Source organism: Marinobacter sp. UBA3604, from assembly GCF_002375325.1.
Lineage (GTDB): Bacteria > Pseudomonadota > Gammaproteobacteria > Pseudomonadales > Oleiphilaceae > Marinobacter > Marinobacter salarius.
The window spans coordinates 59,548-79,226 of record NZ_DFMB01000008.1 but is presented as its reverse complement, the minus strand read 5'-3'; the positions used below and the strand labels follow the sequence as shown (position 1 = coordinate 79,226).

Here is a 19,679-nt window from a genome sequence, read left to right as displayed (position 1 = left end):
TGTAATGCCGGTCATGATTCAGGCGCTTTTGCCGGTGTTTGTGTTGATCCTGTTGGGTTATCTGTTCCGGCGCTGGCATTTTCCAGGGGGCGACTTTTGGCCCCAGGCGGAGCGCTTCACCTACTACGTCCTTTTCCCGGCGATGTTGATCTTCAAGTTGGGCCAGGCTCAGGTGCCAGCGTCAGCCTACGGCGATATCCTCATTTTGATCGTTGCCATGCTGGCCGCAATGACCCTGTTGCTCATTGCGCTACAATGGCTCTGGCGTTGGCCGGGGCCGGTATTTTCCTCGGTATTTCAGGGCGGTATCCGTTTCAATTCCTACGTGGCCCTGGCAACAGCCGGTATGTTGCTTGGGGATGACGGCCTGTCGCTGATTGCCATTGCCGTGGCAGTGAAAGTACCGTTGCTGAACCTGCTTTGCATCCTGATGTTCTCCGTGGTGGCGGGGCAGGGTGCGGTGAAGCTGAAGCCCGTATTCAAGGCTGTCGTCTCCAACCCTCTGATCATTGGTTCGGTGGTTGGGATGTTCTGGAGCTATTTTCAGATTGGCTTCCATCCACTGGTGGCAGGTATTCTCGAGCCATTAAGTGACCTTGCGTTGCCGCTGGGTTTGATGACGGTGGGTGCTGGCCTGCAGCTAAAGGCGCTACGCGGCGCCTCCATGCCATTCCTGGTGTCCTCGATGGCAAAGCTGGTAGGTTTCCCGCTGCTTACGGCAGGGTTGGCACTGCTGCTGGGCCTGGAAGGGATGATGGTTCAGGTGGCCATACTGCTGGCAGCGCTGCCAACAGCCACTTCTTCATACATCCTGGCGCGCCAGCTTGGTGGTGACGCGCCCTTGATGGCGGGCATCATCAGTGGCCAGACCTTGCTGGCCATGGTGACTATTCCCCTTCTACTTGGCATCCTCTGGTAAGCACTTGAGCACAGCGTCTGCAAGGCTCTGTTGAAAAGTAATGTAGCCGTCTTGATCGGTTTCAATATCGGTGGCGAGCGGGTCCCAGGTACTGAATGTTATGTCCAGACCTTCGGTGATTGAGCGCCACCATTGACGGTTGAACTGAGGCTCAGTCAGCAGGCAGGGTTGATTGGCGTTGCGCAGTTTTTCCTGGACTTCTGCGATGTGGCCGGCACCTGGAGACAGTTCCGGGTTCAGCGTCAGAATGCCTTCCAGGTTCATGTTGTAGTGTCCCACGAAGCGGGTGAATGCGTCGTGGTATGTGAAGAGATCAATGTCGCGAGCAGGATCCAGGCGTTGATTGATCGCTGTCTCGGTCTCGGCCATAGCCCGCTCGAAACGCGCCAGATTGGCGTCAAGCACGTGGGTGTCTGCACTTTTCAGGGTTGCGAGTACCCGGTGAATATCCCGCGCCATCTCAACCGCCAGGGCCGGATCCAGCCAAATGTGCGGATCCTCTCCGGAGCCGTTGTCGTGGTGATGGTCGTCATGACCGCCTGATTCTTCATGGTCGTCATGGTGGTTGTGATGTTCATGTTCGTCATGGTCACCGTGATTGTTGTCTGACTGCACTTCCGGCACGTTTTCGCCGTGCATGAGTGAATAGGTGCGATCCCGGAACTCGCTTCCGCCGAGCAGCCGTGTCAGGAAGGTTTCCATCTCAGGGCCCACCCAGAAAATGGCGTCAGCAGCTTCCAGTGCCCTGCGTTGTGAGGGTTTCATTGAGTAGTTGTGCGGGCTGGCGCCAGGCTGAACCAGTGTGGTGATTTCCACATCGTCAGCGGCTATGGCTTTCACCAGCAGTTCGATGGGCTTGAGGGAGGTGACAACCTGGGTGCTTGCCAGGGTGCTAGTGGATGCCAGGAGTGTGGCGGCACCCAATGCGATGAGGCCTGTAAAGCGGCTAGTGGTCATGTGACTGAGACTCTGGAAAATTAATGGTACGTTATAATATAACAATACGAGCGGCGAATGAAGAGGGCAATCGCCTGACCATGCGAAATCCGGCTGTGGCCGGTATAATGCGTGGCTTTTAATGCATAGCCTTTTTCAGGCTGACACCATCAGGATGTTTTCATGACCGTACGTACCCGAATCGCACCGTCTCCCACCGGTGATCCCCACGTTGGCACCGCCTTCGTGGCGTTGTTTAACCTGTGCTTCGCCCGTCAGCACGGTGGCCAGTTCATCCTGCGGATTGAAGACACGGATCAGGTTCGCAGTACGCAGGAGTCTGAACAGGACATCCTGAAAGCCTTGCGCTGGCTTGGGCTGGAGTGGGACGAAGGCCCTGACGTAGGTGGCCCCCATGGTCCCTACAGGCAATCAGAGCGGAAGGATTCGTATCGTCAATACGCGTTGGACCTTGTCACCCAGGGGCATGCGTTTTATTGCTTCCGCACACCTGAAGAGCTGGATGCCATTCGCGAAGAGCGTAAGGCTCAGGGCCTGAATCCAGGTATCAAGGGCAATCTGGAGCTGACTGAGGAAGAGGTCAAGCGTCGCCTGGATGCTGGTGACCCCTATGTTATCCGGATGAAAGTACCGGAAGACGGCGTTTGTGAAATCGACGATATGCTACGCGGGACCATCGAAATCGACTGGTCCCAGGTAGATAGTCAGATCCTGCTGAAATCCGACGGCATGCCCACCTACCACCTGGCCAATGTGGTTGACGATCACCTGATGGAAATCACCCACGTGTTGCGTGGAGAAGAGTGGATCAACTCTGCGCCCAAGCACAAATTGCTGTACGAATACTTTGGCTGGGACATGCCGGTACTGTGCCACCTGCCGCTACTGCGCAATCCGGATAAGAGCAAGCTGTCCAAGCGCAAGAACCCCACCAGCATCAACTTCTACGAGCGCATGGGATTCCTGCCGGAAGCGGTTACCAACTACCTGGGCCGTATGGGCTGGTCCATGCCGGATGAGCGCGAGAAATTCACCCTGGATGAAATGATCGAAAACTTCGACATCCAGCGGGTTTCCCTGGGCGGCCCGGTTTTCGACGTGGAAAAGCTGCGCTGGCTCAACGGTCAGTGGATCCGTGACGAACTCAGCGACGACCAGTTCGTCGAGCGCATGCGCCACTGGTGGTTCAACGAGCAGGCGCTGCGGGATCTGGTGCCTCACATCAAGGGCCGGGCGGAAGTATTCAGTGATGTATCGCCGATGGCCTCGTTCATGTTCTCCGGCATGCTCAACCTCAAGCCGGAAGACTTCGGTCACAACAAGCTGGATGAAAGCCAGGTCAAGCGGGTGCTCCAGTTTACCCTGTGGAAGCTTGAAGCCCAGCGCCATTGGAGCAAAGAGAATATCTTTGCCGACGTTAAAGCTCTGGCCAAAGCCATGGAGCTGAAGATGGGTGATTTCATGTTCGCCATCTTCGTCGCTGTCGCCGGTACCCCTAACTCCTGGTCCGTTATGGACTCCATGGCTATCCTTGGTCCGGACATGACCCGGTCTCGCCTGCGCCATGCTCTTGAGGTAATGGGTGGATTCTCCAAGAAGGAAACCAAGCGGGTGGAAAAAGAATACGCGGCATTGCTGACGGAATAACCAATCTGTTGAATTAGTAAGCGACCAGAACAGGGATGTTCACGAAACTGAAAAAACGTTGGAAAAAAGGTTGACGCCCCAAGGGTCGATCCTTAATATACGCAGCCGTTGAGGGGCCATAGCTCAGCTGGGAGAGCGCAACACTGGCAGTGTTGAGGTCAGCGGTTCGATCCCGCTTGGCTCCACCAATTTCTAGTCCCCTTCGTCTAGTGGCCTAGGACTCCGCCCTTTCACGGCGGCAACAGGGGTTCGAACCCCCTAGGGGACGCCAATACGGCTCAACCGGTTTAGTCCGCCGGTAAGCCATCAAAAAAACCGCCTTCGGGCGGTTTTTTTGTGTCTGAAGGAAATGTCAGCGGGACGCTATAGCCCCTTTGCCGACGCCTTCATAGGCCTTGACACGAATGGCGTCCTCCGGAAACTCGGATTTCAACTGTCCGGCAATGTGCGCCGCAATAAGCTCCACTGTGGTGTCCGAATCCAGCATATAAACCCGGCTCTCCGGCAATGTCAGCGCAAATTCCCCCTGATTCGCCTCGTATTCAAAGGTGACGTACGCTGTGCCATCCTCGGCCACCCAGCGTTGGGTTACGTCCTCCTCGGAGCCCACATAGATATCCTGCCACCGCTTGGCCCATTGGTTCTCAAGATCCCGGTCTCTGTGCTCATTGCGGTCGATCCGAATAGGCGAGCGATGCCCATGGGCGATTCGCTGGCAATTACCCATGTGTTTCTTCAGGCCGTGAACATAGTGGTAGTAGGCCCCTTCAATCACATCTTCACGTAACTCAATATCCACATCCGTCACGTTTGCCGGCAAGACTGCCCGTAACTCCTGCTCCAACAGCCGGGCAACGGCAGATGGCACTACACGGTCAGACGACAGCCACACCACCGCTTGGTCCGGGGACCGATGAAGAATCCGGGTGCCGTCGGTCAGATGCCAGGTGAAGCTGTCTGGCTCATCCTCATTCCACTCAAGCCCCTTATAGGCTCTTGGGATCACCAGCCGGTGGTCCACGCGCTCGTCGATGACCCGTTTGATGGTGCGTTTGACGTTGCTGAAATCAAACACCATGCCTTGGTCATCCAGTTCGCCACCGAGCACCACATCCACAATCCAGCTTTCACCGACGAGCCCTCTGGAAGCATCCAGGTAGGCGAAGTCGATAACCGTTAGATTGTCTACGAAAAGGTGATTCATCGGAGGGGCCTGGCAAGAAAAGGTTGATTGATGCGCAGATTCTAGCAAAAATCCGCCAACGCTAGCAGCCTTGTATGACTTGCGTCAGGGGTAGCGAGGAGACCCAAGTACAAATGCACACTATTGCCGGTTCCGATTACCACGCTTTTCCTGTTCTACTCCTGGCGGCAGGAGCCTCCAGGCGTATGGGAAGGCCGAAGGCGCTACTTAAATTCAATGATGGCACGTTAATGGATCACGCTGTGTCCCAGGCCAAGCAATTGGGAGCGAACGTTACGGTTGTCTCTGGTTCTGGATACCCCTTGGTACGGTATCGATGTCGTAATCAGCCCTCTGCCTGGTGTTACACGCCTGATTGGGTATTTGGGATGGCTGCTTCATTGAAATCCGGGCTCCAGACTATAGGCCCACGAGCCAAGGGCGTATTTGTCACTCTTCTTGATCAACCGTTAGTTTCGGAGTCTGATCTTCGCTCTCTGGCATTTTGTGCGAGGCAAGAGGTGAGTGAGCCGTTTGCGGCAGATATCTACGGTAATCCCGGCGCTCCCGCCTACATACCCAGGCGCCTATGGAAAGAGATAATGATGCTGGAGGGTGATCGCGGTGCGGCTCGTATACTGACTCGTCATCAGGCCAGGACACTTGCCATCAAGGGTGTTGAATCCGATGTGGATACGCCAGAGGATTGGAAGCGAATCCGCTACGATTAAGGCATTGCAGGTGCAGAGGATCTGTCTCTGGGCGGCCCAACGGTGTCAGGTTTTTATGCATATAGCGCTCGGATAGAAATCGAAAACACCCCTTACTCTATGAAACTCCGATGAATTGTGATTTTGGCGCGAGCTATGCTTTGGTCATGTGAGGAGGCTGGGGATTCGGCGTTGTCTCCGTGGTGGTTTGGGCATTGATCGAGCTCCCAGGCCAAAATCAAGCATGGAGGGTTAATCATGCATAACCTGACTAGAAACTCACTGACGCCTTGCCTGCTGGCATCGGCGTTACTCTTTTCCAGTGGCAACTCGTCTGCAGCGTTACTTGACGCTTTTGAAAACGGTGGATTCGAAGGTTATACCGGCAATACGAACTCATTCAACAGTGATGTGCCTCCCGGCTGGACTACAACAGAGGGTACGCCGGATGTGTTCAATGCTGGTACAACCATGAATAATTTCGCCTGGCAATCAAGCAGCACCGGCGGTGATTTTCTTCATGGTATTGGCTGGGATGGTCGAGCAGGATCGCCCTATGTGGAGAGTGCCTTGCAGGTTGGTCTCGAAGGGCTGGTTATTGGGCAGCAGTATGAGATTTCCTTTGAGCAGAGTATAAGCAATAGCGCGTTCTCCGAGGCAGGAGGTTATTGGGAGATCATCTTTGGGACAGAGAGTCAGAATTCCTCTGCTATGGAGATGCCCGACCTGGGCACAATCGCGGATTGGATGTGGGAAACCATGATTTTTACCGCGACTGCTGAGATCCAGACACTTGAAGTTATAGCGCATAGTACCTTTGGGCCAAGGGCCGACCTGGGCATAGACAGCTTTTTCCTGGGTGATCCGGGTACCAACCCGGACAATCCGGACACTCCAGATGTCCCTCCAACGGCATCTGTGCCGACTCCAGCAAGTCTTCCGTTGTTTGCGTTGGGGTTGACCGGGGTTCTGATAGCGGGATTGAGAAGACGTCGTCAGTGCTAAGAGCAGAAATACCGAGCCGGGTAACCCGGCTCGGTATTTCCGTCGTTTTGTTGTCCTGCCTTCAGGCGAACAACCCTGAAAGCCAGGCGATGCCCACCGCAAAAATACCAAGGCTGGCGGCCAGGCCGACGGTGTAGATGCGAGAGGTGGCGGAGCGCTGTTGTGCCACGAACAGGTCAATGGTGCGCTGGGCGATGTCCTCCGCGGTTTCCCGGGAAATTTCATGGGCCTGCTGGATGGCCTCGGATTGCAGGGTCTGCCAGAACTCGGTATCAATGGTTTGTACGCTGGTGATGTGATCCTTGAGTTCCGCCATGTGGTCACTGGTGAAGCCGGTATTGCGAGAGAGGTCTTTGCGCAGGTCAGCGAGTTCCCGGCCCAGGTTCAGGTTAACTTCCTCCGCCACGTCGTCACGCAGGTTGCGGGTGCGCTCTTCGATCATTTCGGTCACCGCGTTCAGGCGTTCCTCAACCGCGGTTTCCTGCTTTTTGCTGGATTCGTCCAGTACCCGCTTAAGATGGTCAAACTGCTCGTCGAACAGCGAGCTGAGTAACTCGTGCAGGCGGTTGTTAATGTGGGTTTTTACCGCTGAGCGGGCGATCTGTTCGATCAGATCGCTGGTCAGTGGGACAACCTGGGGGCCGCTGTTGTCGCTCGCGTGTAGCCCATCGTCGGCTTTTGGTGACATTTCCAGGGAGGCATCGGAGGGAATGTCGAGGATGTCATCGTCCAATTCATTTGGCTCAGCATCCAGTTCCGGCGGTTCGGGCAGATTGCCTTCGGTCACATCACTGTCGAGCTGGTCGAGAACGAGGCTAAGCCCCTCGGTGTGTGGGGGCTTGGTCAGAATGTTGTAAACGCCGAAGTTGCGGGCTTCCTCCATGAACGACGACGATTTCTTGGAGGTACACATAATGATGGGGATGGCGGCAGTGTCGGGGTTGCCCTTGATGGCCTTGGTGGCCTCCACACCGTTCATGCCCGGCATAAGGTGATCCATGAAAATCACGTCTGGACGTTGATGGGAGCTCAAAAAATCCAATGCCTCCTCTGCCGAGCCAGCCATGTTCACCTCCATGTCCCGGCCTTCCAGCAGTTTGCTCAGGGCAAATCGAGCCACTTTCGAGTCGTCTACCAGGAGTGCATTCTTGATCGCCATGTCACAACCTCAACCTTTACAGCGTGTGTGTTCATTATCGGGCCGGCGTTTACCAGCCTTCAAGTGTCGGGCACTGGGTGGCCCGGTAGCTTTTCTCCCGATAACAAACACCGGGTTCCTTGGTCCGGGCAGTAAATACCTCCCCGGCTGCCGTTGTCAGGCGTACCTGTCCATAGGGTTCGCCGTACCGGAAGGTCGCTTCAATCGAACTGCCATTGGGGTTCAGTAGCAGCCCTTTGCCGTGGAACGAGCCTTCAATATACTGGCCTTCGTATTTTTTTCCATCAGCGAAGACTTCCTTGCCGTTCCCGTGGAACTCGCCGTTGGAGAATTCCCCTTCGTAGTGGCGCCCGTCGGGGTAGGTAAGAGTGCCTTCACCATGGAATTCGTCATCCTTGAAGCCGCCGACATAGAGCATGCCGTCCGAGGTGGTGAGCGAGCCATGCCCGTTGAGCCTGCCGCCTGACCATTGTCCGGTGAGAATGTCGCCATTGGCCATGGTGAGCGTGCCCTGGCCGTCAAACTGGTCATTGCGGAACTGGCCGGTGTAGCGGGTGTCATCCGCGTCACGCCAGGTGCCTTCGCCATGACGCTGGCCTTTTTCCCAGTCGCCTTCATAGCGGCTGCCGTCCGGGAGCCAGGCGGTGCCCTTGCCGTCAAATTCGCCGTCCACGAAGTGCCCCTCATACCTGAGTCCGTCGGCGTCTTCGTAGGTGCCATCGCCGGTTTTGATGCCGCCAACCCAGGTACCGTCCCGGTACTCCACCCTCGTATAGGCCTCCAGTTTGCCCACCAGGGTTTTCTCATTGCCGGCGGCGATAGCCACGGTCTGTTGCCAGGGCTTGTAACCTTCCTTGCGGATGATGATGTCGTATTTGCCCGGCTCCAATTCCAGATCCAGCCGTGTGGCCCCGTGGTTCTTACCATTGATGGTGACGTTGTCGCCGACGACATTGGAGCGCAGGATCAGCAGCCCGGTTGTGGGAGGCTCTGGCGCATCGCTCCGAGCCTCCGTTTCCGGCATGGCAGACACTGGCTCTGCCATCGCCAGCATCTTGGGGTCTTCCGGCAGGTCGGGAACGGAAAAAGGCTCTGCGTTTATGCGGTTGGCGTCGGACGCGGTCTCGGAACCGTTGACTGGCGTCTCTCCGGATGCCGCCAGGGCATCGTTTTCCAAGGGCAGTTCGAGGTCGTTTTCGGCTACGTCTTCCCTGCTATTCGGCTGGTAAAGTTCGTCCGAACGCTGCGCGTCCACTGGGGTATCCATGGACGCACGGGCAATGGTCTCTTCGGTGTCCGGGGCGGTGGCTACCGGTTTCATATCCCTGGACAAGTCATCGCGGACAGACGCAAAGCCTGCGGTCACCAGAAGCATCAGTGCCAGAGCGTTGACAAACAGGAGGGGCCTGAAATCGACCATGGGACAACCTCTCAATTCTGCATTCGTGTGACTGCCAGTGTCCCGCCCGTTTCATTGTCGTTGTTCAACGGGGTTCAGGACTGACACCGCCTTATCTTACCCAGTCGGGGCAATGTCATGTAACACAAAGTCACGGAAGTTCACGAGAATGCAGGACAAATCACACTTTGTCCGGAAGCTGGTCATGGTTGAGCTGTTCCCAGGAGCGCATGTAGACGTCTGCCTCGTATTCGTAAGGGGATTTGAACGGCGTCAACACGAAATCGAACACTAGAAAAAAGAATCCGATTGATGCCCAGGCGATGACCAGCGTGCTCAGGGTATTGGCTTGAATTTCCGGGTTGGCGTCAACGAACCCTTCAAGTAAGGGGATCAGGTCGGATGCCATGACCACCGGATTGAAGCTGGAAAGCACAAACGGCACCCAGAACGCGATAAAAACCGGAAAGAAACCGAAGGACCAGAGCACCCGGCGAATCAGATACATGCCGATGGCGCGCCAGTAACGCTGCCTTATTTCCGGAACGCGGTGTATGCGTTCCAGGTAGCGTCGACGTTCGGCCCAATAGGCGGCCACTTCTGGAGCGTGGATGGCGCGGCGATTGCTGGCGGGCTGAGGGGCGGATCTGGCCGCCTTGGGCGCGGTGTCGGGTGTCTGGATGCCATGGGGGTCATTGGTCATGGAGTCGGGTGCTGCCTTGTGGCTTCGGGTTAGTGCATGATAATAGAAAGTACGTGTTACCCTACAATCCCCATTTAGTTAAAGACAGGACAGTTTGAATGGCTGCAGTGATCGAAAACACCGTCCATCCGGCCTTTGAAAAGCTTCGCAGTCACCGGATCAGCACGCTGAACGTGACGGTCGAGGAATACCGTCACCGCAAAACGGGTGCCCGACACTTGCACTTGGCGGCGGATAACGACGAAAACGTGTTCTTTGTGGCCCTGCGAACCTTCCCCATGGACTCCACCGGTGTTGCTCATATCCTGGAGCATACGGCGCTGTGTGGCAGCGAGCGTTTTCCGGTGCGCGATCCGTTTTTCATGATGATTCGCCGGTCCCTGAATACCTTTATGAATGCCTTTACCAGCAGTGACTGGACGGCATACCCCTTCGCCAGTATGAACCGCAAGGATTTCGACAATCTGTTGACGGTTTATCTGGACTCGGTGTTCTTCTCATCCCTGGATCCGCTGGATTTCGCGCAGGAAGGTCACCGCCTCGAATTCGATACGCCAGACGATCCGTCCACCGACCTGGTCTACCGTGGTGTGGTCTACAACGAAATGAAGGGCGCCATGAGCGCGCCCACTTCACAGTTGTGGCAGAACCTTTCCAGCCACCTGTTCCCGACCACCACCTATCACTACAACAGCGGCGGTGAGCCGGACCATATTGTGGACCTGAGCTACGACGATTTGCTGCGCTTCTACCGCCATCACTACCATCCCAGCAATGCGATCTTTGCAACCTATGGGGATATTCCGGCCCACGAACATCATGAACGCTTTGAAGAACTGGCCCTGAAGCGATTTGATCAGCTGGACGTAGAGTTGCCGGTGCGGGATGAGAAGCGGATGTTCTCACCGGTTCGGGTGGATCAGAGTTACGCCGTCAGTGAAGGTGAGGATACCGGCCAGAAGACTCACATCGTGATGGGCTGGCTGTTGGGCCACAGTTTTGACCTGCAGGAGAATCTTGAAGGCCAGTTGTTGGCCAGCGTGTTACTGGAAAACAGTGCGTCGCCCCTGATGCGGGCGCTGGAGACGACCGACATCGGGCAATCGCCATCCCCCATGTGCGGCCTCGAGGACTCCAACCGTGAAATGACCTTTGTGTGTGGCATTGAGGGCAGTGACCCGGACAAGCAGGACGACCTTGAAGCGTTGATCGAACAGACGTTGGCCAAGGTAGTGGCAGAGGGCGTCAGCGAGGATCGCCTGGAAGCCATTCTCCACCAGTTGGAGTTGCACCAGCGCGAGATTGCCGGTGATAGCTTCCCGTACGGTCTGCAGCTGATCATGACCGCGATTTCGCCAATGGTTCATGGCGGTGATCCAGTTGAGCTCCTGGATCTGGAGCCGGTGCTGGCGGATATGCGGGAAAAAATCCGGGATCCTCAATATGTGCCCGGTCTGATCCGCCGCAAGCTACTGGAAAATCCGCACCGCGTGACCCTGACACTGCGCCCGGATGACAAGCTGGAGAGTCGTCGTCAGGCGGCAATTCGCGATGCCCTTGCCTGCCGCAAGGCCTCGTTGACGGACGAAGAAGTACGCCAGATTGTCGAGCGCGCCCAGGCCCTGGAAGAGCGGCAGACTCGGAAAGACGACGATTCCATCTTGCCGAAGGTTGATCTGACCGACGTTCCCCTGCAGTTGCCGGAACCGGAGTCGCGGTTCGCCGGCGACATGCTTGCGACCATTTATGCCCGCGGTACCAATGGCCTGGTGTACGAGCAGGTGATCCTTCCGGTACCGAACCTGACTGAGGAAGAACTGTTGTTGCTGCCGTACTACACCACGCTGATTCCGGAAGTGGGGTGCGGTGACTTGGATTACCTGCAGATGCAGGACCGTATCTCGGCGGAATCCGGTGGCGTCAGTGCGTCTTTCTCCGCCAAGGGAAAAATCGACGATGTTCAGGATCTTGCGGGTTACATCATTTTCAATGGCAAGGCGCTGGCTCGAAACCGCGAGGCGTTGACTCGCCTGCTGAACGATGTCTTTAATGGCGCCCGGTTTGATGAGAAGGAGCGGGTGCGCGAGCTGATTGCCCAGATTCGTTCCCGCCGCGAGCAGGCGGTTACAGGCAGTGGCCATGCACTGGCCATGGGGGCGGCATCTCAGGGAATCAGTCCTGGTGCGTGGCTGTCGTTCCGGCTCGGTGGCCTGGAGGCTATCCGTGGCGTTAAAGCGCTCGATAAGTCCCTCAGCGATCCTGCTGAGCTCGACAGGATATGTGAACGGCTTGCAGCACTGCACGAACGTATTCGGAACCAGTCCCGTCAATTCCTGCTGATCGGTGAGGAAGAGCAACTGGACCCAATGCTAACGGAACTGAAGACCGTTTGGGGAGACTCCGGTGCGGGAGAGAGGGCCGCCTGGAAGATTGAGCCCGTGAGTTACCAAACGCGCCAGGCGTGGCTAACGTCAACCCAGGTGAACTTCTGTGCCAAAGCCTACAGCACGGTTGCTATCGACCACCCTGACGCAGCGGCACTGACAGTGTTGGGCGGTTTCCTGCGCAACGGCTACCTGCACCGGGCCATTCGTGAAAAGGGCGGTGCCTACGGTGGTGGTGCTGGTCAGGACAGCGTGAATGGCACGTTCCGTTTCTTTTCCTACCGCGATCCCCGGTTAGGCGACACGCTGGAGGATTTCGACAACGCCCTGGACTGGCTTCAGACGGAGCAGCACGACCCGCAAGAACTGGAAGAGTCCATTCTCGGCGTGATCGGGCAACTGGATCGCCCACGGTCGCCGGCCGGTGCAGCCCGCCATGCCTTCCACAACCGCCTGTTCGGCCGCACGCCGGAGCAACGTGCGCGTTTCCGGGAGCGCGTGCTGGCGGTGACTCTGGATGATATGAAGCGGGTCGCCCGTGAGTGGCTGAAGCCGGACAGCGCCAGTGTGGCGGTTGTCACCAGCTTCGAAAATCGTGATACCGCTGAAAAACTGGGGCTGGAAATCCAGGAGCTATAAAGCGACTGAAAGCACCTGAAAACGGAAGGCCGACGCTCTTTATGGGAGAGGGCGCCGGCCTTTTTGTTATCTGCTCTATCGGTTCCGTTTAAGCCCGGTGCTGACCATGATGCGCGTAGAGATTTCCTCCACGGAGTACGCTGTCGTGTTGAGGTAAGGAATTCGTTCCCGGCGGTACATCAGCTCAATTTCCTCAATTTCATGCATGCACTGCTTCATAGATGAATAGCGGGAGTTCGGTCTGCGTTCGTTACGGATGGTGGCCAGCCGCTCCGGTTCGATGGTCAGCCCAAAAATTTTTTCCTTGTGGGGGCGCAGCGCGGCCGGCATCTGCTGGTCGTCCAGATCTTCTTCGGTGATGGGATAGTTGGCCGCCTTTACACCGTATTGCAGGGCCAGATACAGGCAGGTGGGTGTCTTGCCGCTACGAGAGGCACCGACGAGAATCAGGTCTGCCTCGTCGTAATGACGCGTACGGGCGCCGTCATCGTTATCCAGCGCGAAATTGACGGCATGGATGCGCCGTTCGTAGCTGCCTTCATTGTTGATGGCGTGCGACTTGCCTACGGTATAGGATGATGACGACCGCAACTCCTGTTCCAATGGATTCAGGAAAGTACCGAAGATATCCACCATGAAACCATTTGCGCCGGCGATGACATCACGAATATCGCTATTGACGATGGTGTCGAAAACCAACGGCCGCATGCCATCGGTGTCCTCCGCTTTATTGATACGCTTGACCATCTCCCGGGCTTTGTCAGCGTCATCAATATATGGCACCGTAATGCGTTCAAACTCGATTTTTTCGAATTGTGCCAGAAGGCTGTGCCCCAAGGCTTCGGCGGTCAGGCCGGTGCCATCGGATATAAAGAAAGCGGTTCGTTTCATGGTGTGCGGTCCGGCTCCGTATTTGGCGGCTACCCTAGGTAAATTCCACAGGTTACAGTATCATACACGCCAAGTTCGAGAGCCCGCAGTGGAGAATGCAGTAATTACAGGGTTGAAATCAGCTCCACCTGTCCGGTTTGGCTCTTTGCTACAATGAATCAAGGGAGACACGCTTTGGAAGATTACATTATCTGGTTTGATCACCTGGGAATGTCAGACGTTGACCGGGTCGGGGGAAAGAATGCCTCCCTCGGTGAAATGATCAGTAATCTTGCCAACGCAGGTGTTACCGTTCCGGGTGGCTTCGCTACAACCGCCCATGCCTACCGTGAATTCCTGGCGAAAGACGGTCTTCGTGAGAAGATCGACAACGCTCTGGACGCCCTGGACATCAATGATGTGAACGAGCTGGCGCGAGTCGGCTCCGAAATTCGCCAGTGGATTCTCGACACCCCATTTCCGGACGCGCTGGAAAAGCCACTTGCAGACGCCTACGCAAAGCTACGCGACGGCAACGACAACCTCGCAGTGGCGGTACGCTCGTCAGCCACTGCGGAAGATCTTCCGGATGCGTCATTCGCTGGTCAGCAGGAGACGTTCCTTAACGTTGTGGGTCTGGAGCAGGTACGGACGTCAGTAAAGGAGGTCTTCGCCTCTCTGTTCAATGACCGCGCCATTTCCTATCGCGTCCATCACGGTTTTGACCACAAACAGGTAGCCTTGTCTGCTGGCATCCAGAAGATGGTGCGCAGTGAGACCGCTGCCAGTGGCGTTATGTTCACCCTGGATACGGAATCCGGTTTCCGGGATGTCGTGTTTATCACCGGCTCCTACGGCCTGGGCGAAACGGTGGTGCAGGGTGCTGTGAACCCCGATGAATTTTACGTTCACAAGCCCACCCTCACAGCGGGTAAGCCTGCCGTTCTGCGCCGCAACCTGGGTAGCAAGGCCATCAAGATGGTTTACCACACTGACCCCGCCGCAGAGCAGTTTGTGGAAACGGTCAAGGTCGAGCAGGACGAACGTAATCGCTTCTGCATCACTGACGCGGAAGTGGAAGAATTGGCCAAGCAGGCCATGATCATCGAAAAGCATTACCAGCGCCCGATGGACATCGAGTGGGCGAAAGATGGTGACGACGGCCGTATCTACATTGTGCAGGCCCGTCCGGAAACCGTTAAGAGCCGCGCTTCGGCCAACGTGATGGAGCGCTACCTGCTCAATGAGACCGGTACTATCCTGGTGGAAGGTCGCAGTATCGGCCACAAGATTGGCAGTGGCCCGGTCAAGATCATCACCAGTATCAAGGAGATGGACCGCGTTCAGGCGGGCGATGTTCTTGTTACCGATATGACCGACCCGGACTGGGAACCGGTGATGAAGCGGGCGTCCGCCATTGTCACTGATCGAGGTGGGCGTACCTGCCATGCTGCCATTATCGCGCGGGAGCTTGGTATTCCGGCCGTGGTTGGTTGCGGCGATGCCACGGAAATTCTGAAAGACGGCCAGGAAGTGACGGTGTCCTGCGCCGAAGGCGACACCGGGATGATCTACGAGGGCAGCCTGGATTTCGAGCTGAAGGAGAACACAGTCGACTCCATGCCTGCTATTCCGTTCAAAATCATGATGAACGTGGGTAATCCGGACCGGGCCTTCGACTTCCAGGCACTGCCCAATGAAGGTGTCGGCCTGGCGAGACTCGAATTCATCATCAACCGCATGATTGGCGTTCACCCGAAGGCGTTGCTGAATTTTGATGGCCTGCCGCGGGATATTCGCCAGACGGTGGAGAAACGGATCTCCGGGTACAGCTCGCCGGTGGACTTCTACGTCGACAAGCTGGTCGAAGGAATATCCACCCTTGCCGCTGCCTTTGCGCCCAAAAAGGTGATTGTGCGGTTGTCCGACTTCAAATCCAATGAATACGCCAACCTGATCGGCGGTACCCTTTACGAGCCCGACGAAGAAAACCCGATGCTGGGCTTCCGTGGCGCTTCCCGGTATATCTCTGAAACCTTCCGCGACTGTTTTGAGCTTGAATGCCGGGCGCTGAAGAAAGTCCGAAATGAAATGGGGCTGACCAACGTTGAGATCATGGTGCCGTTTGTCCGCACTGTGGGGGAAGCTGAGCAGGTAGTGAATCTGTTGGCGGAGAATGGTCTCAAGCGTGGTGATAACGGATTGCGTGTGATCATGATGTGCGAGCTACCCGCCAACGCCCTGTTGGCCGAACAGTTCCTGGAGCACTTTGATGGCTTCTCGATTGGCTCTAATGACCTGACTCAGCTAACCCTGGGCCTGGATAGAGACTCCGGCATCATCGCCCACCTGTTCGACGAGCGGAATGACGCCGTCAAGGCGTTATTGGCCAGTGCCATCCAGGCCTGCAAGAAGGCCAATAAATACATTGGTATCTGCGGCCAGGGGCCGTCAGATCATCCGGATCTGGCCAAATGGCTGATGGATCAGGGCATTGATTCGGTGTCGCTGAACCCCGACTCGGTACTGGATACCTGGTTCTTCCTTGCTGACGAGAAAATCGACTGACCATTTCGACAAAAGGAGCGTACGCGTGCCTATCGTAACCCCTGATCTGTGTGACGATTACCCCGAAATCCTGGTGGTAGAGCCGGGTTTCCGCAACTTTGGTGGCGTGGACGCCTTCGGGGGCGAGATCGTGACGGTGAAATGCTTTGAGGACAATTCCATCGTTAAGGAACAGGTTGCCCTGCCGGGTAACGGTCGTGTGATGGTTGTCGATGGTGGCGGATCAAAGCGGGCTGCTTTGCTGGGTGACATGCTGGCCGAGAAAGCGGCGGATAATGGCTGGGCAGGCCTGGTGATCTATGGCTGCATTCGCGATGTGGATGTCATCGGAACGACGGCTCTGGGGGTGCAGGCGCTGGGAACGCATCCACGCAAAACCGAGAAGCGTGGAGTGGGTGACTTGGACGTACCGATCACGTTCGGAGGTGTGACTTTCTATCCCGGCCATTACATCTATGCAGATAACAACGGCATTGTGGTTTCCGAAAAGCCACTGAAGATCGACTGATGCAGCCGCTTGCCCGGTAGTCTCTCCAAGCACTGCCGGGCTACATTCCGCCTGACCGTTCCGGTCAGCGTTTTACCTTTACAATCTCCATGCCCAGCAGAAATCCATCCCCGTCCGGAACACAGCGCAACACTCGGCAAACCGTTTCGAATGGCGGAAACTGCTCGCTGGTGGAGGGTAGAAGGGTGTGGATTTCATCCCCTTCGGCGAACGCCATTTCCGTATAGAGTTGCATGCCAGTGCCGCTGAGATCCCGACAAATGCCAGGAATCGCGACGCCGTTGCTGTCTGTGAGTTCGATTTCCGAGTTCATCGTCATGCGGTGGAAATCGCGTTTTTCTGAATAGTCCTTCATGGTTTCAGACATCCCGGCACCTCGCGGTCGTTGTTTTGTTAGTTATAAATGCTGAGGGTAGGAGCGTCAAAGAATTCATGGGAATAAAAATTTGAGAAACTCTTATATTTAGTAGTTAGGTATAAAAAATAACACTATATATAGTTTTTGGCGGAGAACCCTGTCCAACACCTCCCCATGTGGGGAGGTGTTTTACGCCCAGTTGTCCGTTTTCCTTGAAGGCTTGAGCAGCGGGATAACAAGGGCCAGAATCACGCCGAGCAGCACAAGTGCTGCACCCAATAGCATGAAATCGGATTCCTTCTTGGCTTCCAGGCGTTCCTTCTCAGCGGTGAGAACTTCCAGGTCGTTGCGCAGCTTCTGGTTTTCTTCGCGAAGCTCACTATTCCGCCGGTTCAGGTTAATGGAGTCCGACGCGACTTCCTTGATATTGCGAAGCTCTTCACTGAGTCTTCCTGAGCGAGCCTCCAGGGACTCTTCTGAGCTCCTGAGTTCGTTCCGCTCAGTGGTGACTTCCTCAAGCTGCGTCCTGAGATTGCTCAGTTCATTGCGGGCCTGCTCCAGTTGCCGGTTGGTGGCTTCCAGGCGTTGGCGTGCAATAGGGCTGTCTGTGAGATAGCGTGACACCATCCAGCCTTCGATTCCGTCCGGTGTGCGTACCCGGCTGTACCCTGATTCCGAGGTTTCCAGCAGTTCAAGTGAGGTCCCGCTTCGGACTCCCGAGTGAAGGATGCGGTATTGTGTTCCTTCGCCACTTCGGATCGGTGCGTAGAGCGTATCATCGACATAAACGGTTTTGGCGTATGCTGACGTTGCAGCCACCATCAAAACGATAATGCAGGTAATCAGACGTAATGGCGTCACTGGTTTTATTCCCTGGAACAGCGATTTAAGGCGCAATTTTGTCATAGATGCCGGGCCATACAAGGTGGAGTTCATTACAAAAAACTCATGGTGCCAGGTGCAGACCACCGCGCGGCTTCACGGCAGCACTACCTTGAAGGGTTTGACGGTGAATTTCTGGTACACGCCAGCATCCACATAGGGGTCAGCATCAGCCCACTCCTGGGCCGATGCCAGTGAATCGAACTCGGCTACAACCAGACTGCCGGTGAATCCCGCATCACCGGGTTCCGGTGTGTCCAGGGCCGGGTGGGGGCCCGCGACAAGAAGGCGACCCTGGTCTCTGAGCTGTTTCAGTCGTTCAATGTGGGCAGGACGGGCAGCGGCTCTGAGTGGCAAGCTACCTTCGACATCCTCGCTGATGATGGCGTAGTACATGATAATCTCCGGATATTTACTGACACAGTGTAATAGCTGGCTGGTACACTGCCATGAATGGTATTTACTCTGAATTCGGAAATGATGTGACTATAACTCAAGAAGCTGACTTCTGCATTGATCTGCATTGCCACACGACGGCGTCAGACGGCGCGTTGCCGCCAAGGGAATTGGTCGCACGCGCGCACGCGAGAGGCGTTACCCACCTCGCCGTGACAGATCACGACACCATTGCCGGGCTTGAAGAAGCATCGGAGGCCGCGAGGGAAACGGGCGTTACTCTGATTGCTGGCACCGAGTTGTCCTGCCTGTGGAAAAGCAACACCATACACATAGTCGGGCTTGATTTTGACATTGACGACGACCGTCTGAAGCAGGCCTTGGAGCGGCAGAATACGAATCGTTGGTCCCGAGCTCGTACCATTACCGACAAGCTTTCGAAGCTGAAAATTGAAAACCTGCTCGAGAAGGCGACGGACAGGGCGGGCGGCGATGTGCCTGGCCGCCCTCATTTTGCCAGGGTGCTGGTCGAAGAGGGGGTGGTAAAGGATATCGCGCAGGCGTTCAAGCGCTACCTTGGTGCCGGCAAGGCGGGCGACGTAAAGGGCTTCTGGCCTGAATTGCCGGAGGTTGTCCGCTGGATTACCGAGGCTGGAGGTGTGGCCGTGCTGGCCCATCCCAGGAAGTACAAACTTACGGCGACAAAATTGCGAGCGCTCGTTGCTGACTTCCGTCAGGCGGGTGGTCGGAGTATCGAGGTATCAACGTCGGGGCAGTCCAGTGGCGATCTGGGCTTTTTGGCGGAATTGTGTCGCCGGGAAAACCTGCTTGCCTCCCAGGGCAGCGATTTCCATTTTCCCGGTGCGCCTTGGTGTGAGCTTGGGGTCATCATGAAGATGCCAGACGGGCTTGAGCCTGTCTGGCATCATTTCAAAGAACCGGCAGGGGTTTTCGCAGCGGTTTAATCCGGTGCGTGGAACAGCAGGTATAGGTCGGTCAGCGAGTCGGGGATGGCGTCCGCCATTTGCCGGGACAGCTTCTCGCTGTTGCGGACATTCTGGAAGTCTTCATCCTCGAACAGCCCGGACAGCGTAAGCATCGGCACCAGCAGGTCTGCGGTTTCTTCCTCTCCGGCCTCCAGCCAGGCTTCCTCATTCTCAAGGAAGGTGTCCACGAACCCGGCACACCAGTTCTCCAATGCATTCATCGGATCACCATCTTCAGGTTCCGGCAACTCAAGGGGCTGGCCCATGTCCAGTGCGTGTGCCATATCTCTGCCGAGTTGCTCAACGGCTTGGCGGAACACATCCGGAACCTGGCCGCTGGGCGCCTGTTCGGCGCCCGTGGCCAGCCTGAAGATGTCTTCAGTGCTCAAGGATGTCGGGCCTACCA

The 19,679-nt window shown here is 56.2% G+C and carries 18 protein-coding genes and 2 tRNA genes; 10 read left to right on the top strand and 10 right to left on the bottom strand.

The features are described 5' to 3' along the window. Positions 1–4: 4 nt before the first annotated feature. Positions 5–919: an AEC family transporter gene (locus tag B2590_RS01760; protein ID WP_036204984.1), complete on the top strand. Its 915-nt coding sequence runs from the start codon at positions 5–7 to the stop codon at positions 917–919. Here B2590_RS01760 and B2590_RS01755 read toward each other — a convergent pair. Continuing rightward, entirely contained in the window at positions 899–1,876 is a 978-nt protein-coding gene (locus B2590_RS01755; RefSeq protein WP_269400138.1) for a zinc ABC transporter substrate-binding protein, read from the bottom strand. The two genes, B2590_RS01760 and B2590_RS01755, sit on opposite strands and share 21 nt — an antisense overlap. A gap of 162 nt (positions 1,877–2,038) precedes the next feature. Between B2590_RS01755 and gltX the strand changes: the two genes are divergently transcribed. From gltX to B2590_RS01740, 3 genes are all read left to right on the top strand, one after another. After that, positions 2,039–3,523: a glutamate--tRNA ligase gene (gltX, locus tag B2590_RS01750; RefSeq protein ID WP_269400139.1), complete on the top strand. Its 1,485-nt coding sequence runs from the start codon at positions 2,039–2,041 to the stop codon at positions 3,521–3,523. Positions 3,524–3,635: 112 nt separating this feature from the next. Continuing rightward, positions 3,636–3,711, top strand: a tRNA-Ala gene (locus B2590_RS01745). A gap of 7 nt (positions 3,712–3,718) precedes the next feature. Beyond that, positions 3,719–3,794, top strand: a tRNA-Glu gene (locus B2590_RS01740). Positions 3,795–3,875: 81 nt separating this feature from the next. Here the strand turns inward: B2590_RS01740 and B2590_RS01735 are convergent. Beyond that, entirely contained in the window at positions 3,876–4,727 is an 852-nt protein-coding gene (locus tag B2590_RS01735; RefSeq protein ID WP_085680068.1) for a 6-pyruvoyl trahydropterin synthase family protein, read from the bottom strand. Positions 4,728–4,801: 74 nt separating this feature from the next. Here B2590_RS01735 and B2590_RS01730 point away from each other — a divergent pair, with 74 nt between their 5' ends. Then, on the top strand, positions 4,802–5,437 hold the full coding sequence (locus tag B2590_RS01730; RefSeq protein WP_349677099.1) for a nucleotidyltransferase family protein: 636 nt from the start codon (positions 4,802–4,804) through the stop codon (positions 5,435–5,437). 237 nt (positions 5,438–5,674) lie between these two features. Continuing rightward, complete coding sequence (locus B2590_RS01725; RefSeq protein WP_036204995.1) at positions 5,675–6,421, top strand: hypothetical protein; 747 nt, start codon at positions 5,675–5,677, stop codon at positions 6,419–6,421. 61 nt (positions 6,422–6,482) lie between these two features. Here the strand turns inward: B2590_RS01725 and B2590_RS01720 are convergent, their stop codons facing one another. From B2590_RS01720 to B2590_RS01710, 3 genes are all read right to left on the bottom strand, one after another. Beyond that, positions 6,483–7,580 carry a response regulator gene (locus B2590_RS01720; protein ID WP_036204996.1) on the bottom strand — a complete coding sequence of 366 codons (1,098 nt, stop codon included), beginning with the start codon at positions 7,578–7,580 and terminating at the stop codon, positions 6,483–6,485. Positions 7,581–7,629: 49 nt separating this feature from the next. After that, a complete protein-coding gene (locus tag B2590_RS01715; RefSeq protein ID WP_269400142.1) occupies positions 7,630–9,000 on the bottom strand; it encodes an MORN repeat-containing protein in 1,371 nt (456 codons plus the stop codon). Between the two features lie 160 nt (positions 9,001–9,160). Beyond that, positions 9,161–9,682 (bottom strand): hypothetical protein, encoded by a 522-nt coding sequence (locus tag B2590_RS01710; RefSeq protein WP_286809917.1) that lies wholly within the window; start codon positions 9,680–9,682, stop codon positions 9,161–9,163. A gap of 98 nt (positions 9,683–9,780) precedes the next feature. Here B2590_RS01710 and B2590_RS01705 point away from each other — a divergent pair, with 98 nt between their 5' ends. Continuing rightward, complete coding sequence (locus B2590_RS01705) at positions 9,781–12,705, top strand: insulinase family protein (protein WP_286847819.1); 2,925 nt, start codon at positions 9,781–9,783, stop codon at positions 12,703–12,705. Positions 12,706–12,780: 75 nt separating this feature from the next. Here the strand turns inward: B2590_RS01705 and ppsR are convergent, their stop codons facing one another. Continuing rightward, entirely contained in the window at positions 12,781–13,596 is an 816-nt protein-coding gene (gene ppsR / locus B2590_RS01700; RefSeq protein ID WP_286810919.1) for a posphoenolpyruvate synthetase regulatory kinase/phosphorylase PpsR, read from the bottom strand. Between the two features lie 174 nt (positions 13,597–13,770). Between ppsR and ppsA the strand changes: the two genes are divergently transcribed. Next, positions 13,771–16,143: a phosphoenolpyruvate synthase gene (gene ppsA, locus B2590_RS01695; RefSeq protein ID WP_286810920.1), complete on the top strand. Its 2,373-nt coding sequence runs from the start codon at positions 13,771–13,773 to the stop codon at positions 16,141–16,143. A gap of 25 nt (positions 16,144–16,168) precedes the next feature. Beyond that, positions 16,169–16,651: a ribonuclease E activity regulator RraA gene (gene rraA / locus B2590_RS01690; protein WP_286810921.1), complete on the top strand. Its 483-nt coding sequence runs from the start codon at positions 16,169–16,171 to the stop codon at positions 16,649–16,651. Between the two features lie 64 nt (positions 16,652–16,715). Here rraA and B2590_RS01685 read toward each other — a convergent pair whose 3' ends face one another. From B2590_RS01685 to B2590_RS01675, 3 genes are all read right to left on the bottom strand, one after another. Further along, entirely contained in the window at positions 16,716–17,018 is a 303-nt protein-coding gene (locus B2590_RS01685; protein WP_286847817.1) for a PilZ domain-containing protein, read from the bottom strand. Between the two features lie 180 nt (positions 17,019–17,198). Beyond that, positions 17,199–17,870: a TIGR04211 family SH3 domain-containing protein gene (locus B2590_RS01680; RefSeq protein WP_286810923.1), complete on the bottom strand. Its 672-nt coding sequence runs from the start codon at positions 17,868–17,870 to the stop codon at positions 17,199–17,201. 117 nt (positions 17,871–17,987) lie between these two features. Then, entirely contained in the window at positions 17,988–18,287 is a 300-nt protein-coding gene (locus B2590_RS01675; protein WP_286810924.1) for a YciI family protein, read from the bottom strand. A gap of 86 nt (positions 18,288–18,373) precedes the next feature. On the opposite strand from B2590_RS01675, the gene B2590_RS01670 reads away from it, so the two are divergent. Then, positions 18,374–19,252, top strand: a complete 879-nt coding sequence (locus B2590_RS01670) for a PHP domain-containing protein (protein WP_286810925.1) — start codon at positions 18,374–18,376, stop codon at positions 19,250–19,252. On the opposite strand, the gene B2590_RS01665 is transcribed toward B2590_RS01670, so the two are convergent. Beyond that, a partial coding sequence (locus B2590_RS01665) for a YecA family protein (RefSeq protein WP_286847815.1) occupies positions 19,249–19,679 on the bottom strand: 431 nt, incomplete at its 5' end. The genes B2590_RS01670 and B2590_RS01665 overlap by 4 nt on opposite strands.

Coding starts and splice junctions, on each gene's coding strand:
- B2590_RS01760 (WP_036204984.1), top strand. CDS start 5: ATGCCGGTCATGATTCAGGCGCTTTTGCCGGTGTTTGTGTTGATCCTG.
- B2590_RS01755 (WP_269400138.1), bottom strand. CDS start 1,876: ATGACCACTAGCCGCTTTACAGGCCTCATCGCATTGGGTGCCGCCACA.
- gltX (WP_269400139.1), top strand. CDS start 2,039: ATGACCGTACGTACCCGAATCGCACCGTCTCCCACCGGTGATCCCCAC.
- B2590_RS01735 (WP_085680068.1), bottom strand. CDS start 4,727: ATGAATCACCTTTTCGTAGACAATCTAACGGTTATCGACTTCGCCTAC.
- B2590_RS01730 (WP_349677099.1), top strand. CDS start 4,802: ATGACTTGCGTCAGGGGTAGCGAGGAGACCCAAGTACAAATGCACACT.
- B2590_RS01725 (WP_036204995.1), top strand. CDS start 5,675: ATGCATAACCTGACTAGAAACTCACTGACGCCTTGCCTGCTGGCATCG.
- B2590_RS01720 (WP_036204996.1), bottom strand. CDS start 7,580: ATGGCGATCAAGAATGCACTCCTGGTAGACGACTCGAAAGTGGCTCGA.
- B2590_RS01715 (WP_269400142.1), bottom strand. CDS start 9,000: ATGGTCGATTTCAGGCCCCTCCTGTTTGTCAACGCTCTGGCACTGATG.
- B2590_RS01710 (WP_286809917.1), bottom strand. CDS start 9,682: ATGACCAATGACCCCCATGGCATCCAGACACCCGACACCGCGCCCAAG.
- B2590_RS01705 (WP_286847819.1), top strand. CDS start 9,781: ATGGCTGCAGTGATCGAAAACACCGTCCATCCGGCCTTTGAAAAGCTT.
- ppsR (WP_286810919.1), bottom strand. CDS start 13,596: ATGAAACGAACCGCTTTCTTTATATCCGATGGCACCGGCCTGACCGCC.
- B2590_RS01685 (WP_286847817.1), bottom strand. CDS start 17,018: ATGTCTGAAACCATGAAGGACTATTCAGAAAAACGCGATTTCCACCGC.
- B2590_RS01675 (WP_286810924.1), bottom strand. CDS start 18,287: ATGTACTACGCCATCATCAGCGAGGATGTCGAAGGTAGCTTGCCACTC.